Annotated in this window: 9 protein-coding genes; 2 read left to right on the forward strand and 7 right to left on the reverse strand. The window is 55.6% G+C overall.

The window, feature by feature from the left end; all coding sequences use genetic code 11:
* Window positions 1-53: 53 nt before the first annotated feature.
* The 6 genes from ACSJLU_RS11455 to ACSJLU_RS11480 form a co-directional block, all read right to left on the reverse strand.
* Complete coding sequence (locus ACSJLU_RS11455) at window positions 54-4,199, reverse strand: non-ribosomal peptide synthetase (RefSeq protein WP_167324284.1); 4,146 nt, start codon at window positions 4,197-4,199, stop codon at window positions 54-56.
* On the reverse strand, window positions 4,199-8,005 hold the full coding sequence (locus tag ACSJLU_RS11460) for an AMP-binding protein (RefSeq protein ID WP_167324285.1): 3,807 nt from the start codon (window positions 8,003-8,005) through the stop codon (window positions 4,199-4,201). Before ACSJLU_RS11460 ends, ACSJLU_RS11455 begins: the two co-directional genes overlap by 1 nt.
* 17 nt (window positions 8,006-8,022) lie before the next feature.
* Window positions 8,023-8,472, reverse strand: coding sequence for a toxin-activating lysine-acyltransferase (locus ACSJLU_RS11465; RefSeq protein ID WP_025302733.1), 450 nt, complete (start codon window positions 8,470-8,472; stop codon window positions 8,023-8,025).
* Between the two features lie 18 nt (window positions 8,473-8,490).
* A complete protein-coding gene (locus ACSJLU_RS11470) occupies window positions 8,491-10,017 on the reverse strand; it encodes an MchC protein (RefSeq protein WP_167324286.1) in 1,527 nt (508 codons plus the stop codon).
* A gap of 78 nt (window positions 10,018-10,095) precedes the next feature.
* Window positions 10,096-10,383 (reverse strand): E492 group microcin, encoded by a 288-nt coding sequence (locus ACSJLU_RS11475; protein ID WP_125460888.1) that lies wholly within the window; start codon window positions 10,381-10,383, stop codon window positions 10,096-10,098.
* A complete protein-coding gene (locus ACSJLU_RS11480) occupies window positions 10,380-10,655 on the reverse strand; it encodes a hypothetical protein (protein WP_439041081.1) in 276 nt (91 codons plus the stop codon). Before ACSJLU_RS11480 ends, ACSJLU_RS11475 begins: the two co-directional genes overlap by 4 nt.
* A gap of 315 nt (window positions 10,656-10,970) precedes the next feature.
* On the opposite strand from ACSJLU_RS11480, the gene dcp reads away from it, so the two are divergent.
* Window positions 10,971-13,172: a peptidyl-dipeptidase Dcp gene (gene dcp / locus ACSJLU_RS11485; protein ID WP_167324288.1), complete on the forward strand. Its 2,202-nt coding sequence runs from the start codon at window positions 10,971-10,973 to the stop codon at window positions 13,170-13,172.
* Between the two features lie 107 nt (window positions 13,173-13,279).
* Here the strand turns inward: dcp and ACSJLU_RS11490 are convergent, their stop codons facing one another.
* On the reverse strand, window positions 13,280-14,176 hold the full coding sequence (locus ACSJLU_RS11490; RefSeq protein WP_025302737.1) for a LysR family transcriptional regulator: 897 nt from the start codon (window positions 14,174-14,176) through the stop codon (window positions 13,280-13,282).
* 105 nt (window positions 14,177-14,281) lie between these two features.
* Between ACSJLU_RS11490 and ACSJLU_RS11495 the strand changes: the two genes are divergently transcribed.
* Window positions 14,282-15,697, forward strand: a complete 1,416-nt coding sequence (locus ACSJLU_RS11495; RefSeq protein ID WP_025302738.1) for an aldehyde dehydrogenase family protein — start codon at window positions 14,282-14,284, stop codon at window positions 15,695-15,697.
* The last annotated feature ends 103 nt before the right edge of the window (window positions 15,698-15,800 follow it).

The raw sequence follows: 15,800 nt of genomic DNA on the forward strand, positions 1-15,800 counted from the left end.
GTAATTTCATCAGTGCCTCGATAGGTTTGATTGGCCAGGGGTATCTTCTCGCGTTATTCCAATGATGTGGACAACGCGCGCAGCATCCGCGTCAGCGCTCGAAGAAGTTGAGCGTTGTTTAAAATGCTGTAATGCGTTTCTGCACAATAATTGAGTTGAACGTCATGAGAGGATTGCCTCTCCCAGCGTTGTGCAAGATTGGGGTGTTTACGCTGACGTTGCTGGCTGAGCCAAAGCGTCAGCGGTATCGCTATCTGTGGCAGAGGGCCGGCGTTATTCGTCAGATCAAAGGATTTTTTCAGCGCCCAACAAAAGGCTTCGGCATGTTCCAGCGTGATCTTCTCCGCAAGCACGCTCTGATTCAGCGCATAGTGCATTTTTATCTCGTTGGCGAAGCTGTCTATCGCGTTCGTTTCTTGATGCCGACACAAATGGCGCGCAATACCGAGAGAGTCGAACAGGCTGAGGTAACTTTGCGCCACGCTGAAACCTCGATTCACTGAGGGGTGCTGGGTGGGCAAACCGCTGTCGACAAGCACCGCATGCGCAAAGGGCGCGCCTTGTTCCGTCGCCTGCGCCGCCATATGGACAGCTAATTGGCCGCCCAATGACCAGCCGGCGATAACGGCAGTGTCGCGTTTGGCACGCGGTATGGCCGCCAAATGGGAGGCGGCCAATCGCTGCAGGGTGAGTGTGTCGTCTGCGCCTGGCGCGGCCAACCCCGGGCTGGCGATGGTGATGATGTTGGCGCAGGCGTAAAGTTGTTTTATCCACTTTGCATATTGATGTACCTGGCCACCGGCACCATGCACCAAATACAAGGTGGGCAGAGAGGGGCGATCGGCTGCGCCGGACAACATCGATAACGGCAGGGGCGCGTTATCGCGCAGACGCTCGGCAAGTTTATCGAGCTGTGAGTAGCCAAGGATTTCCGCCAGGGTTAATTCCACATTAAGGGCGCGCTTGATGTTACCCAAAAACGTAATGCCGGAAAGCGAGCTGCCGCCATTGCTGAAGAAGCTGGCATAGGGGTCGATCTTGTCTGGATCACAGCCTAACGTATCCGCCAACAACTCACGTAGCAGCATGAGTTCCGCGGACGCGGCGGGAACAACATCGCTGGCCTGACTCCGTTCGGTGCCTGGCGATAGCAAGGTGCGATCCAATTTGCCGTTGCGTGAAAGCGGGAAACGTTCAATAAGATGATAGTGGGATGGCGCCATATATGCGGGCAATGCGGCCGTAACCTGCTCGCGTATTCTTTGCTCCGCCTGGACGCTGGCTTTCCCCGACTCGGTCAATGTGATATAGGCTTCCAGATACGGTGTGCCGTTCCTGGTTTCATCGCGACAGACGACGCACGCTTCAGCGACCAGTTCGCTGCTTTTGAGCGCGAATTCGACGTCACCCAATTCGACGCGAAAACCCTGCAGTTTCACCTGTTGGTCTTCGCGGCCGAGGAATTCGATGTAACCGCTGCGATGCCAACGGCCACGATCGCCGGTGCGGTACACGCGTTCTCCGGTGGTTGGGAGAAGAACAAAGCTGCCGGCGGTGGTTTGCCTATCGCGCCAATACTCGCGGGCAACGCCAACGCCACCGATATAAATGTCGCCGGTAACGCCGAAACCGCACGGCTCGAGTTTTTCATTCAACACCCACATGCTTTGATTCGGCAATGCGGTTCCATAGGGGATGGCGTTTCTGTAGTGCGTATCTCGTGTAAGTGGATGATAAATTGACCATATTGCCCCTTCGGTGGCACCGCCAAGGCTGGTGATGGTGGCGTTGGGGCAAAGCCGATGTGCTTCGGCGATCAGCCGCGGAGAGATACGGTCGCCGCTCAGCCAGATATGCCGCAGTTGAGGCAGCGACAGGATGTTTTCTTGTGCGCAGTATTGCACCAGCATTTGCAAGATGGCGGGAACCGAGTTCCAGATGCTGATTTTCCGCTGGCGTATCGCATGTAGCCATGCTGACGGCTCTTTAGCGTCGTGCGGCGATAACACGGTTACCGATGCGCCGGCTAGCCAACTGCCGAACAGGTCATAGACCGATAAATCGAAGGCCAGGTCGGCGAGCGCCAATACGTTGTCACGATGTGAAACGTTAAACAGTTGATTCATGGTCAGCAAGGTATTGGTGACGGCGCCGTGTTCCATCGCCACGCCTTTTGGCGTGCCTGTCGTCCCCGATGTATAAATGACATAGGCGAGTGCTTCCGCTTCGCCTGATGGGAAGGTTGCTGTGCCTGTGGCAGAGGGAGAAAACAGCGCCTCCAGATCCTGAACGCGGGTTGTCTGCGGATAGCGGGCACGATGGTGAGCCCGATTGCTCAAAACCCAGGCGCAACCCGATATTCGCATAATGGCCGCTACGCGGGCATCCGGTAATCCTTCGGCCAACGGCAAGTAGGCGCGTCCGGCGAGGATCACGCCGAGCGCCGCAATAGCTTGATGAGCGCCGCGTGGAAGATCGATGGCGATGAGTGTGCCAGGGGCGGTATGGGCGTTCAGCCAATGCGCCACGAGGCCGGCGTGCCGCAATAGCCGATCGTAATGCCACACCTGATCTCCCTCGAACAACGCCGGGCGATCCCCATGCTGGTGGGCAGCGCGTAACAGCCGATCGGAAAGAGGTTGCCGCAAGCATACCGGCATCGCCTGCCCGACGGAGAGCTGCCGCAATTGCCGGTTATCGGCCATTGGCGCCAGCGAATAGTGGTCGACGGCCCGCGAAGGATCGCAGGCAATTTGCTGCAACAGCAATGCGTAAGCTTGCGCCAATCCGTTAATACGCTCCGGCGTAAACAGCTTGGCGTTGTATTGCCACTCCAACTGAATGCCCTCTGCGCCAGAAATTACTTCCAGAACCAGATCAAACTTGGGCGGCGCATAGCGTCTTGGCAGGGTGTTAACCTGCGCACTGCCAAGATTTAGCTCGTTGCTTTTGCGATGTTGGCAGACGAACATGATTTGAAAAATGGGGTGGAACTTGCCGCGCGTGGGCTTGAGTTGTTCAACCAGGTAAGAGAAGGGCAATCCCTGATGTTTGAAAGCGCGCGCAAATTTATTGGCGTTCTTTTGCAGCAGCGCGGTGAAACTGTCGTCGCCAGTGATGATAAATTGGTGAGCGATCGTGTTGACGAAGCTGCCAACGGCGTCGTTTAACGTCGGCTCGTTCCTGTTGGCGATCGGGCTACCGATGACCACGCGATCCGTCGCCGATTCTCTGGCAATCAGTAACGCGAAGGCGGAGTGCAACAGCGTAAACAGCGTCGTACCGTTATGTTTGGCTAACTGGGCCAGGGCCGGCTGCAGTTCGTTCGTCAGCGATGTTCTGACGATATTCTGTGTTTTGCCTGCCGCGGTGATGGCGATATCGTATTCAAGCGCGTGTTTTTCCGGCGCACCATCCAGTTCATCGCGCCAAAACGCCATGCTGTCATCGACATTGGCGACGGCGAGGAAAGGGTCTTCAAGATAGCGGAAAAACGCCTGACCGTTGTCATAATGCCAATGCTCTTCGTACGCTTGATAGTCACGGCTCAGTTCATCCACCAGCAAATTGGCCGTCCAGCCGTCGACCACGCAATGGTGGAAGGTCAAGAACAGATAGTGGTGCTGCGCGCTCTTTCTCAAGATCCGGCAGCGCAGGGGATACTCAGCCGCGAGGTCAAACGGAATCGTACACTGGGCGTTAAGCGCCGCCAGCATATTTTCTTGCTGCTCTTCACTGTTCAGCCTGCTGATGTCCTCGAGGCTGTGTTCGAAAATGGTTTCATCAGGATGCACGATGTCAACGGTAATGGCTTCACCGTCTAGCCGGTAGCGGCCGCAAAGCGCACCGTGCCGCTTGAGCAGTTTTTTCAACGCGGCGAGCAAACGCTCGGGTTCAAAGGGCCCCAGGATCTCTTTAGCGATCGGAATGTTATACAGCGGGCTGTTCTTGGTGAAGTTTTCATACAGCCACAGGTATTGGCCCGCGTAGTGATTGACGGTGTAACAAGGCTTCTCGCCGGTGTGCCGCTCTGAATTGTCTGGCGTACAGACAGATAAAAATGCGGTAATGTCTTCCTGCACCGCACTGAGTGCGGCGGCGTCAACATGCTCGATGGTTTGGCGTCGAGGCGACAGCTCGCCGAATTTTGCTCCCTGTTTCGCCATTTCCATCAGATTGATCAAGCCGATGACGCTCATCAGTGCGCTCCTTCCATGTTGACGTCGATAGTTTTCGCTGTTCGACCGCTTTTATTCGGGCGTTTGTCGCTGTGGGCGGAAATCAAATTCAGCCAATGCGCTAAGCTACACAACTGCACTCCCGGGTTTCTCCGCTGCGCCATTGTGAAGGCGGCGCGATGGTCGATATTCTCGCCATCATCGAAACCGAAGATCCTCAGTACGCAGCCGTTCAATCGCTCATTGGCCGTATCGAACCGAATGTGCGGGAAATAACCCAGCCGCGCAGAGAGGGCTATCAACTCTGTAACACCGGCGTCGACGGCTTGGCGGCGCGCATCGACTTTATGCAGCAACAGTAGTCGCTCATGCCGGAAATCGCGTAGCAGGCCCTGCGTGAGTCTGGCTCCGCCGGCCGTATCATGCATAAAGATCATGTGGTTAACTCGGCCGAGCAGGGTGTGCAGCAGGGCCGAAAGTGCATCGAGCCAACTGGCATATTGAGTGGCTTCGTTCGGTACGTTGAATATGGCCGCGTTCAGCGACCATTCAGCAGGCAACGGCAGCGCCTGCGGTGACAGAATGTCCACACCGCGTTTGTCGGCAAGGGCGGCCAATAAAAGCCGTTCATCTGTGCCTTCGGGAGATTGAATAAACAGCCTGCTGCTGGTCGGCGCCTCGGTTGATAGACAGCGGCCGATAGCGCAACGGATGTCCAGATGCTGCGGATCCAGACCATAGCGTGCATGGGCCAACTGCGTCAGGTGTCGGCAGAAATCGGCGAGTCTTGGATGTTCAAGAATGTCGCTCAGGTTCAGATCCAACCGACAGTGGGCGTTAAGCACGTTAATGATTTTTATGGCCTGCAGGGACTCGCCGCCGAGCGTGAAGAAGTCGCCATCGTCACTGCCCAGCGTCGCCAGCCAAACTTCATGCACCAGGGTGTTGAATGTCGTCGAACGCAACTCCCGTGTGGGTTCAGGCATCCGGGATTGTCTCTCCAGGGTGCGATAATCAATCTTGCCGTTAGCCAGTTTGACCAGCGGCGTTGGATGATGCACGAAGCGCTGAGGAATATGGGCATTGGGCAGTTCGCCGTACAGTGTGCGACGCATTGCCTCACTGAGCGGCTGCCGGCTGTGATAATGCGCGTACAGTTCCGTTCCCGCGTCGCCGCTTTTGGCCAGTACGGCAATCTCGACAATGGAGGGCAAGCGGGCCAGACAGCTTTCTATCTCACCCATATTGACGCGCTGCCCGGCGATTTTCGCTTCACGAATTTTGCGGCCAAGGAACACCAACTGCCCATCTTGGCGCTGGCAGGCGATATCGCCGGTACGAAAGGCGGGCATGAGATGGCCGTTGGCCTCAAGGGTGACGAACTTTTCCGCGCTCAGCGTTGGCTGATGCCAATATCCCAGGCCGACGGTCGCTCCGGCTATCAGTAATTCGCCGCTGCAGCCGAGCGGCAACGGCCTGAGATCCTCGCCGACGATCGCCGTGTATATACCATCCAGCGGTGTGCCTATCGTCACGGCGGCGCCATCGTTTTTGATTTCTGCGGCCGTCGCCACCACGGTTGTTTCGGTTGGGCCGTAGGAGTTGAATAACTTCCTGCCTTTGGGGTAGTGCGCGAACCAGCGTTCTTTGGCTCGCGGTGAAAGGCTTTCGCCGCCGATGATAACGGTAGTGACGGCCGGCGGTAGCGTCTGTTCACCGCCGGAGGCGAACAGCATTTCATTAAAGTAGGCGGTCGGCAGATCCAACAGGCTGATGTGATGATCGTCGCAGAATGTGAAGAAAGCGGCAAAGCTGTGCTTGACGGTCTCGGGGGCGATACACAGGTGGGCGCCGGCCCCCAGCGTCATGAAAATTTCTTCGATGCAGGCATCGAAATGCAAGGGCGCAAATTGCAACACGCGTTCGTGCGGTTGAATGCCATAGCATTTTATCGCCGCATCGACAAAAACGTTGAGAGCATGTCGGGCGCCTATCACGCCTTTAGGCATTCCCGTCGAACCGGAGGTAAACATGATATAGCTGGTACCGACCGGGAACGCCGGCGCCTCAGTCGATGTTTGCCGGCGAAACACGGTGAAGTGTGCGAAATCCGTCGGCATATTGAGTGTCGATGCGCGCCAATGCGCCAATGCGCCAGGCTCGGAATGAACGGAGGGACGCGTGCGATCGGTAATCAGGATAGCGTCGCTAAACTGTTCAAGCAGTTGACGGTAAGCCGCTCCATCCCCTTTGGCATTCAGGTTGACGAAGGGCATTTTCAATTGCAACGCAGCAAGCATGCAGATGATGGCCTCCGGCCCTTGCGGCAAGTCGAGCAACAGTACGGTATGTGCGGCGCGAACGGGAGCCAGGACATCGGCCAGCGCACGCCACTGCTGCTGCAAAACGGCATAAGACAGCGTTCTGAGCGATGACGAAGCGTGTTCAGGCGTGAGGATCGCCGTGCGTTGCGGCGCTTGAACGACGGCACGATCGATACGCTGCATGATATCGACCACGTTGTCGTTGGCTGTTTTACCCAGCAGCGAGAGCGGGAAACGTTGTCGCAATGCCGCGACGGAAAGATTTTCCGGATCGTCGTACAGCAAGGTGCACAAGGTCTGTATCCCCTGGCTGTGCCGCACCAGACTGGCCGCATCGTAAAGCCCTGAGTCGGCATCGATCTCCAGCCGCAGCGTTTGGTTATCGAGATCGGGACGCATGTTGAAGACCAGATCCTGCGCGCCTCCTGAGCGTAAGTTACGGATTTCACTACGCTGAGCGGGAGAGAATGAGGCTGCCGCTTCAAAGGGAATGATATTGACCACGATGTTGAACAACGGCGAGCGGCTGGCGACGCTCCTCAGACTTTTTATCTCTTCGTAACGAAACGCTTGATGTTTCTTGAGTTGCTTGAGCGCGTGTTCAATGGTTTGCGCCAACTGTCGGCATGAGGCGGTGTCCTCAATATCGAGAGTCAAAGGAACAACGTTGGTCTTGCAGGTTAGCGCCTGCCTCGACAGGGCGTCTGTTCGCGCCATCATAGGGACGCCGATCGTTTGCTGCTTCTCGCCGGTACATAGGTACAAATACGCCATCACCGCTACAAAAGTGCGCGCCAGCCAGGAAGGATGTTCGGTTTGCAGCGCAAGCCGCTCGGCAGGATAGGGCAACGACGTCACATGGCGGATGGTCTGTCCCGAGGGAATATTGGCGCAGGCTAATGTCATCGGGTCTGGCAGTGAGGCGCTGGCCGCTTGCCAAAAATGTCGGTCTGCTTGATAGGCGGCTGACTGTTTATACTCAGATTCAGCCCTGAGCAAGGCATCGATCGCCGGTACGTCTTGCGGTTGTTGTGTCTGGTCTCGGTAGGCCTGCGCCACTTGATGGATCAGCAAATAAGTGCCGTAACCATCAAGCAGCAGATGGTGGCTGCAGAAATACCACAGAAAGCGTTTCTCACCCAGCCTGATGATTTTTTGTCTGAATAACGGCGCTGCGTTCAGCGAGAAGGGGCGCTTAGCATCCGCTTCCATTAATTCGATAGCGGTGGCCATATCGTTGGCGCTCTGCGAAAGATCTACCCATTCCACTGAGATATTGGCGGTGACGGAATATTGATAAGGCGTGCCGTTATCCTCATCAAACAGAACGTGCAGCGTAGGGGTTTGGCTGATGACACGATGAATAGCACGTTTCATTCTTGCGATATCGAGAGTGTGATTTATTTCGACATATTCCGCGATATTATAGCTCGATTTATCATCGCCGATCTTGGTGCCATAGTAAAATCCTGCCTGTGAATCCAGTAATTGATGTTTGCTCATTGCCTCATCCCTGACAATTATTTTTCTTTATTTTTTACAGTCATCAGTCTGCCCGTTCGGCGGGAGCGCCACACAACCGTGCGGCGTTCTACGATGGGGTGAACTCTTTTAAGGTGTTCCAAACATAAATGCGCGCTGCCTGGCTTGCAGCAAAAATCTAAAATACACAGCGTACCGCCCTCATCCCATTCTGAGTTATGGAGAAGAAACTGCGGATCGTTAATAAATCGACTCAGCGTCTCATCTCTCAGGTAGGCCCAGGTTATATACCCTATCGGGTTATCCAAATGGTCGAATAATATTTTAAATTGGTTTTGATTAATCGCTTCCTGAGTCCATAGCTGCAACGTTTTTATATGGTACAAACTGTAATTTTTATTCATCAACATACAGTTAACGGCGAAGCCCAGGCTCTCGTATTGACTGAACCTACTTTTACCCTGCTGGTTTTCTTTGATAAAACTCACGAAATATCCTCAGCGTTGTTATTGTAATACGTTGATCGCCTGGCGCTCGAAACGGTCGAGATAGGTTTGCAATTGTTCGGTGATCTCGCTGACTTCGCCGCGCCAGCCGGAAATTTCTTGAAAAATCACTTCACGGCGCATGAACGTGCGGGAACCCAACCTTCTGGTGACGGTCTGCTTCATCGCCAGTTGTAATCCGGCGGAGGTTTGAGCTGCTGATGTTTCCTGAAGGTATTGCGCGTATAACCGACGGAACGCCAGAGAAAATCTCTCCTCCGCGGTCGTACCCTGTTGTTCGGCGGGAACCCTTACGGGTGCGTCGATGAGCCGGTGCAATAGGGCAATCGCCGGATGAGCATTCCCCAGGCCAAGACCTTGTCGACGGGTAAAGATGCCGGGAGCCAAATCGAACATTTTTTGCAAGCGTTCGCCTAAGGCGAACCACTCGGCGGTGAGAGGCAGGCGTTGTAAAAATGCAGGGTCAAAACCCGCCATACCGAGATTATCCAGCAGGCAGGCTCGTTTATAGGCCATGTTGAAGGCCGCACCGATGCCTTGGTGCGCTGCCGCGAGAAATGCCGGGCCGAATTGATGCTTGGCTAAATAAAAAGCGAGATCTTGCAAGCCTCTCAGCAACAAAGGGGCGTCTTCATTGAGCTTGTTGTGTTGAATGTAGCTGCGCCCGGGATCGCGACGTTCTGCGGGAAAAACACTGCGAACACCATGAAAGTCCAGCAGCCTACCGGCCATATCGCAATTGGAGGGTGAGGTCATCATCACCAAATGCCGGGTGCGGCAGTACGCGATCTGCGTCGCGAGACGCCGGGCAAGCTCGCAGAGCCCGTAGAATGCTTGTTCTTCCTGGGGCAATGCCAACCAGCTTGCGGCGTCAAACTCCGGGGGACGAGGCAGAAAAGCCGGCGCGGCGACAATCAGCTTTTCGACCCGCTGAATATCCGAAGGCTGCCTTTGCATCGCATCATGAGGATGATAGTAGGGTGCGCGGCAAAAATGTGCAGGGCGCACGACGGGCTCACGCACCAGCAACGCCTTGCGGTTATGGGGACTTCTCGCCGATTCAGGAGAGATGGCGGCTAAGGGGCTATCGGTCACCAAGATCGCCTTATTGGGCACGGCACCGTAAGGCAGCAGTTTGGCCATGACGTTCCCCCATAATGCCTCCAATACTGCGCCGGTCATCGTCAACTCGCCATCGACATGCTTTGCCCCTTGACCGACTAACGCATTAGCCCCAATACCTTTAACCTGCCAACGCCCATCAAAGCCACAGCGTGCTCCGCCGCCGTTGCGCGAAATAGCGCCGCCGCCATAACGTTCGGCGAAAAAGACTTTTTCATCGTTTAAGCGCGGCGTACCGTCATCAAAAATAGCATGGCGATTATTTTCTTCGATGAGATAGCTGGTCTCTTTTTTCAGTTCGTCTTGTTCGGCAGGGCTTAATGCATTGTGCCAGAGTAATTGAGAACCTGTCTTTTTTGCGACGAAAGGGATCAAGCTTTCGTGAAGCATGGCGAGCTTTGTCATTTTTTAATCGTTATTTTTATTGGTGCAGAGTAAGTTCAATCCCGGCCTTATTGCACAAGGAATAATAAGACTGTTTTTTTAATTTGATGAATCCGGTGTTGAAAGTGAAGACGAAGGTGAAGGGCGGCCACCGCCACTGCCATTCCAGGTTGGGCCCATAGGAACCTGTGGAATAGCAACGTTAACCGGCATGTGTGGTGCGGCTTGAATAGCTATTTCCGTCCCGACGCCCACGGCTAAGGATACGGGGGTGGGTAATTTCGCTATTGTGCTCAGGCTACCGACAATGAGCGAAGTCGGATTATAAGAATCGTTGCCGTCAGATCCGTTAATACATGACAATTCAACTTCCGTTAAGGCTCTCATTTAAACTCCTTCTTGCGAGAGGTGATAGATAAAACAAGCGAAAAAATAATCGCCATCGGCAAACCATAACTGGCCGTGGTTTTAAGGGCGGCCGTATCCAAAAGGATCGCCTGGCGCTGCAGGCAGTAGTCTAAAAATACGGCAAGGGGAAATATCAAGAACAGCATAACGATGTGGTACGTGCGCACGCCTTTTTTCTTCGCGTTTTTATAGACGGCACTGATAATGAGGATGAAAATGACAATAAGAACTATTTCCGTTATAAGATACAATTTGATTAGCTCCATTAATCAAAATTTACATCAAGTTACATTGGGTAACCTGATAAGTCAACAGGGTATTTTATGATTCCTCTTTATTTATCATGGTATTGAATTAATTAATCATAAAATGATTACATTTTGTGACTATGTGTCGATGATGAAAAATAAAGATGTCAAAGAAGCGTTTGGCCGCGGTCGGCGAGGCGGTTAACTTCTAATCACTTGTTTTTGCTCAAACTGCCAACTGCGCCTAAGCTAGGTGATGACTCTGAGGGAGCCATTCCCCGAGACCTTATTCCGTGAACATGGAGGAGTTTCGATTTGATGCGTTTATCCACATTGGTGCTGGCGATCGGCATGGCGCTGGGCTCGCAGGCACAGGCAGCAGAAACCCAACCTCACGCCGACCATAGTGCCCTGCCCAGCGGCCAGGCGAAGGAGGCTACCGTGACCGGTGAAGCCAATCAGCACGACAAGCAAAAGACCCAAAACCCGTTCTTCTATCAAAGCCGTCTGCCGTTCCAGGCGCCGCCGTTCAACCTGATCAAGGAAAGCGACTACGCGCCGGCGATCGAGGCGGGCATCAAGCAAAAGCGGGAAGAGGTGGAGAAGATCGCCAACAACCCGGCCAAGCCCAACGTCAAGAATACCTTCGTGGCGCTGGAGCAGGCCGGTTCGCTGCTGACGCGGGTGATGAACGTGTTCGGCGCCATGACCTCGGCCAACACCAGCGATGCGCTGCAGAAGCTGGATGAAGAAACCTCGCCGATGCTGGCGGCGCTGAACGACGACATCATGCTCAACGGCAAGCTGTTCGCGCGCATCAAGGCCATCTATCAGGATCGCGATGCGCTGAAGCTGGATCCGGAATCGCGCCGGCTGGTGGAAGTGACCTACAAGAACTTCGAGCTGGCGGGCGCCAACCTGTCGGACGCCGACAAGGCCAAGCTGAAGACGCTGAACCAGGAAGCAGCGACGCTGAGCACCCAGTTCACCAACAAACTGCTGGCGGCGAGCAAAAACGGCGCGCTGGCGATAACCGATCCGGCGAAACTGGACGGTCTGTCCGAAGGTGAGCTGGCCGCGGCAGCGCAGGCGGCCGCCGAGCGCAAGCTGGAGAAACAGTGGCTGTTGGTGCTGCAGAACACCACCCAGCAGCCGCTGCTGCAGAGCCTGAAAGATCGCGACACCCGCCAAGCGCTGTTCGACGCCTCCTGGACGCGCGCGGAGAAGGGCGACGGCAACGATACCCGCCAGACCCTTTCCCGTCTGGCCAAGGTACGCGCCGAGCAGGCCAAACTGCTGGGCTACCCGAACTACGCCGCCTGGAAGCTGCAAAACCAGATGGCCAAGACGCCGGATGCCGCCTTGAGCTTTATGCGCAACATCGTGCCGGCGGCCACCGCGCGCGCCGAGCGTGAAGCCAAAGACATTCAGGCGGTGATCGATCAGCAGAAAGGCGACTTCAAGGTGCAGGCCTGGGACTGGCAGTTCTACGCCGAACAGGTGCGCAAGGCCAAGTACGATCTGGACGAATCGCAGATCAAACCTTACTTCGAGCTGAACAACGTGCTGAACAACGGCGTGTTTTACGCCGCCAACCTGCTGTACGGCATCAGTTTCAAAGAACGCAAGGACATTCCGGTCTACCAGCCGGACGTTAAGGTGTATGAAGTGTTCGACAAGGACGGCAAATCGCTGGCGCTGTTCTACACCGACTACTTCAAGCGCGACAACAAGGGCGGCGGCGCCTGGATGAGCAACTTCGTCGATCAGTCGAAGCTCAACGGCACCAAGCCGGTGATCTACAACGTCGCCAACTTCACCAAACCGGCGCCGGGGCAGCCGGCGCTGCTGTCGTATGACGACGTGATCACCATGTTCCACGAGTTCGGCCACGCGCTGCACGGTATGTTCGCCGATCAGGAATACCCGAGCCTGTCGGGTACCAACACCGCGCGCGATTTCGTCGAGTTCCCGTCGCAGTTCAACGAGCACTGGGTCAGCGATCCGAAAGTGTTCAGCCACTTCGCCAAGCATTATCAGACCGGCGAGGCGATGCCGCAGGAACTGGTCGACAAGATCAAGAAGGCCGACAAGTTCAACAAGGGCTACAGCATGACCGAGCTGCTGTCCGCCGCGCTGCTGGACATGCACTGGCACATGCTGACCGCCGACCAGCCGCAGCAAGACGTGGACAAGTTCGAGGCCGAATCGTTGCAAAAAGACAAGGTCGATCTCAGCTACGTGCCGCCGCGCTACCGTTCCAGCTATTTCCAGCACATCTGGGGTAACGGCTACGCCGCGGGCTATTACGCCTATCTGTGGACGGAAATGCTGGCGGACGACGCCTTCCAGTGGTTCACCGAGCACGGTGGCCTGACCGCCGAAAACGGCCAGCGCTTCCGCGACATGATCCTGTCGCGCGGTAACAGCCAGGATCTGGAGAAGCTGTACATCGACTGGCGCGGCAAAGAGCCGAGCATCGAGCCGATGCTGATCAACCGCGGGCTGAAGGGCGAATAGTCCCGAGGGTATGAACAAGGAGAGTGAGTAAACCAACGGCACGCCAAATGCCGGTCGCATTCCGACGTTTGGCGGTGCCGTTTTCTGGTCGACAGAGAGAAGACAAGCTACCTGGCCTGAATTTCATGCACCAAATCGATAAATGCCTTGAGCCCCGGAGGAACATGTCGTCTGCCGGGATAATAGAGACGCAATCCGCCGAAAGCTGGGCACCATTCGTCCAGTACGCTAATAAGACGACCTGATGCGATATCTTCACGGGCAAACCAATCTGAAACGAAGGCAATCCCCACACCGCTCAATGCGGCACGATGAATGGCGCGCATTTCATTCAATACAATGCGCGGCGGTACGTTGACTCGAAGTTTCTGTTGGTGGCGTTCCAATTCCCAATGGTAAATCCCTCCGTGTGACATACGCATCCCGACGCTTTTGTGCCGTAACAGATCCTCCGGCGATTGCGGTATGCCATGTTCAGCGAAATAGTCTGGTGTAGCGACCACCAACATGCGGATATCTCCCGTTAGCTCCACGGCGATCATGTCCTGCGGGACGGACTCCGCCAAACGGATCCCCGCGTCGTAACCTTCCGCCACAATGTCCACCATTCTTGATTCGCTGGTGATATCGAGCCGCATTTGCGGGTAACGCCGCAAATACGTTTCGATCAACGGTTCGTAGAGCAGGGAGACGCACTCCTGCGGTGCGCTGATGCGCAGCGTGCCGGTTGGCGCGTCGGGCTGGGTGGCGATCTCTTCTGATGCACGCCGAATCTCGGCCAGAGCGGGGGCGATTCGTTCTACATAACGCGCGCCCGCCGGCGTCAGCGCCACGCTGCGGGTCGAACGGTTAAACAGACGTATTTTCAGGCGGCTTTCCAACCCGGCCACCGCATTGCTGACGGCGGTGGCCGACATGCCTAATTGCCGTGCGGCGGCGCGAAAGCTTTGTCGCTGCGCCACCGCCAACACGACTTCCAACTCTGTTAGTCCACTGCGATGCATAGATTATCCCGATTATCGGTACAGTTCGTACAGGATAGACCCACTTATCGTATTGATCATCTGTTTCTATACTCGTTTGACTAATCGGAACATGTGGAGCGCACCATGCAAAAAATTGACAGCATTTATATCAACGGTGAATTCGTGACACCCCACGGTGAAGAACGCTTCACGCTGTTTAACCCGGCGACAGAAGACGTGATTGGCACTGTGCGTCTGGCGGACGAGGTGGATGCCGAACGGGCGATTGCCGCAGCCAAGGCCGCATTTCCTTACTGGTCCAAGACCAGTAAGGCGGAACGCCTTGCCGTATTGCGCCGTATGCACAAAGCGGTTATGGCCCGTGAAGATGAGCTGATGGACGCCGTCGTGATGGAATATGGCGCGCCCAAAATTCGTGGGCGCTGGATGGCCAGCTACCCGGCGGACGCGATAGCTCAGGCGATCGACGCGCTGGAAAATTTCGAGTTTACGGAACAGGCGGGTAAGGCGCAGGTCATCATGACGCCTGTCGGCGTCGCCGGGCTGATTACGCCATGGAACAGCGATGCCGGGTTTATCTGCAACAAACTGGCGACGGCGATGGCGGCAGGGTGCACCGCGGTGATCAAGCCCAGCGAAATGAGCGCGATGCAAACGCGGGTCATCACCGAAGCGTTGCACGATGCGGGCATTCCTGCCGGGGTATTTAACATTATCACCGGGCGAGGCGAGGTGGTGGGTGAGGTCATTAATCGACATCCCGATATTGCCAAGATCTCGTTTACCGGTTCCACGGCGGTGGGCAAACATATCGTAGAAAGCGGTGCAGAATCGCTGAAACGGGTGACATTGGAACTGGGGGGCAAATCGCCGACGCTGATCCTGGACGATGCGGATGTCATGCAGGCCGTGCCTTTGGCGCTTGCCGCCGGTTTTATGAATAGCGGCCAGGCCTGCATTGCAGGCACGCGAATTCTGGTGCCGCGCAGCCGTCAGGCGGAGTTTGAACAGGCGATTGCCGACGCGGTAGGCAAAGTCCGGTCGGGCGATCCGCGCGATGAAAATACGGAAATCGGCCCGATGGTGAGCCAAAAACAGTGGCAACGGGTGCAGGATTATATCCGCTTGGGCGAGGAAGAAGGGGCGACATTGTTGGTTGGCGGCGTTGGCCGTCCATCGGGTATGGATAAAGGCTGGTGCGTGAAGCCTACGGTATTTGCGGGCAATAACCGGATGCGCATTGCCCGGGAAGAAATTTTTGGTCCGGTGCTGGTGATCATCCCTTACGACAATGAGGCCGAAGCGCTTGCGATCGCCAACGACACCGCCTACGGGCTGAGTGCGCTGGTGTTAAGCGGCGATCGCGAACGCGGGGTGCGGGTGGCGCAGCAGATTGACTCCGGGCGTGTTCTGCTGAACACGTTGGATCATGAACCTAAAGCGCCGTTTGGCGGTTTCAAACAGTCCGGGCTGGGGCGCGAGATGGGCAAATGGGGGATGCAGGCCTATCTGGAAGCAAAAACGTTGTTGGTGGGGTAACCCAGAGCCCATCGTCGTTATTGACATGCCGTGTTGTGGGGGGAGAAAACGGCGCAAGAATCAAAGCAGACAACGGTCCGTTATCATCATTGTCATTGTCTTG

Origin of the sequence: Serratia bockelmannii, assembly GCF_051803255.1 — a bacterium.
GTDB lineage: Bacteria > Pseudomonadota > Gammaproteobacteria > Enterobacterales > Enterobacteriaceae > Serratia > Serratia bockelmannii.

Coding starts and splice junctions, on each gene's coding strand:
- ACSJLU_RS11455 (WP_167324284.1), bottom strand. CDS start 4,199: ATGAGCGTCATCGGCTTGATCAATCTGATGGAAATGGCGAAACAGGGA.
- ACSJLU_RS11460 (WP_167324285.1), bottom strand. CDS start 8,005: ATGAGCAAACATCAATTACTGGATTCACAGGCAGGATTTTACTATGGC.
- ACSJLU_RS11470 (WP_167324286.1), bottom strand. CDS start 10,017: ATGACAAAGCTCGCCATGCTTCACGAAAGCTTGATCCCTTTCGTCGCA.
- ACSJLU_RS11475 (WP_125460888.1), bottom strand. CDS start 10,383: ATGAGAGCCTTAACGGAAGTTGAATTGTCATGTATTAACGGATCTGAC.
- dcp (WP_167324288.1), top strand. CDS start 10,971: ATGCGTTTATCCACATTGGTGCTGGCGATCGGCATGGCGCTGGGCTCG.
- ACSJLU_RS11490 (WP_025302737.1), bottom strand. CDS start 14,176: ATGCATCGCAGTGGACTAACAGAGTTGGAAGTCGTGTTGGCGGTGGCG.
- ACSJLU_RS11495 (WP_025302738.1), top strand. CDS start 14,282: ATGCAAAAAATTGACAGCATTTATATCAACGGTGAATTCGTGACACCC.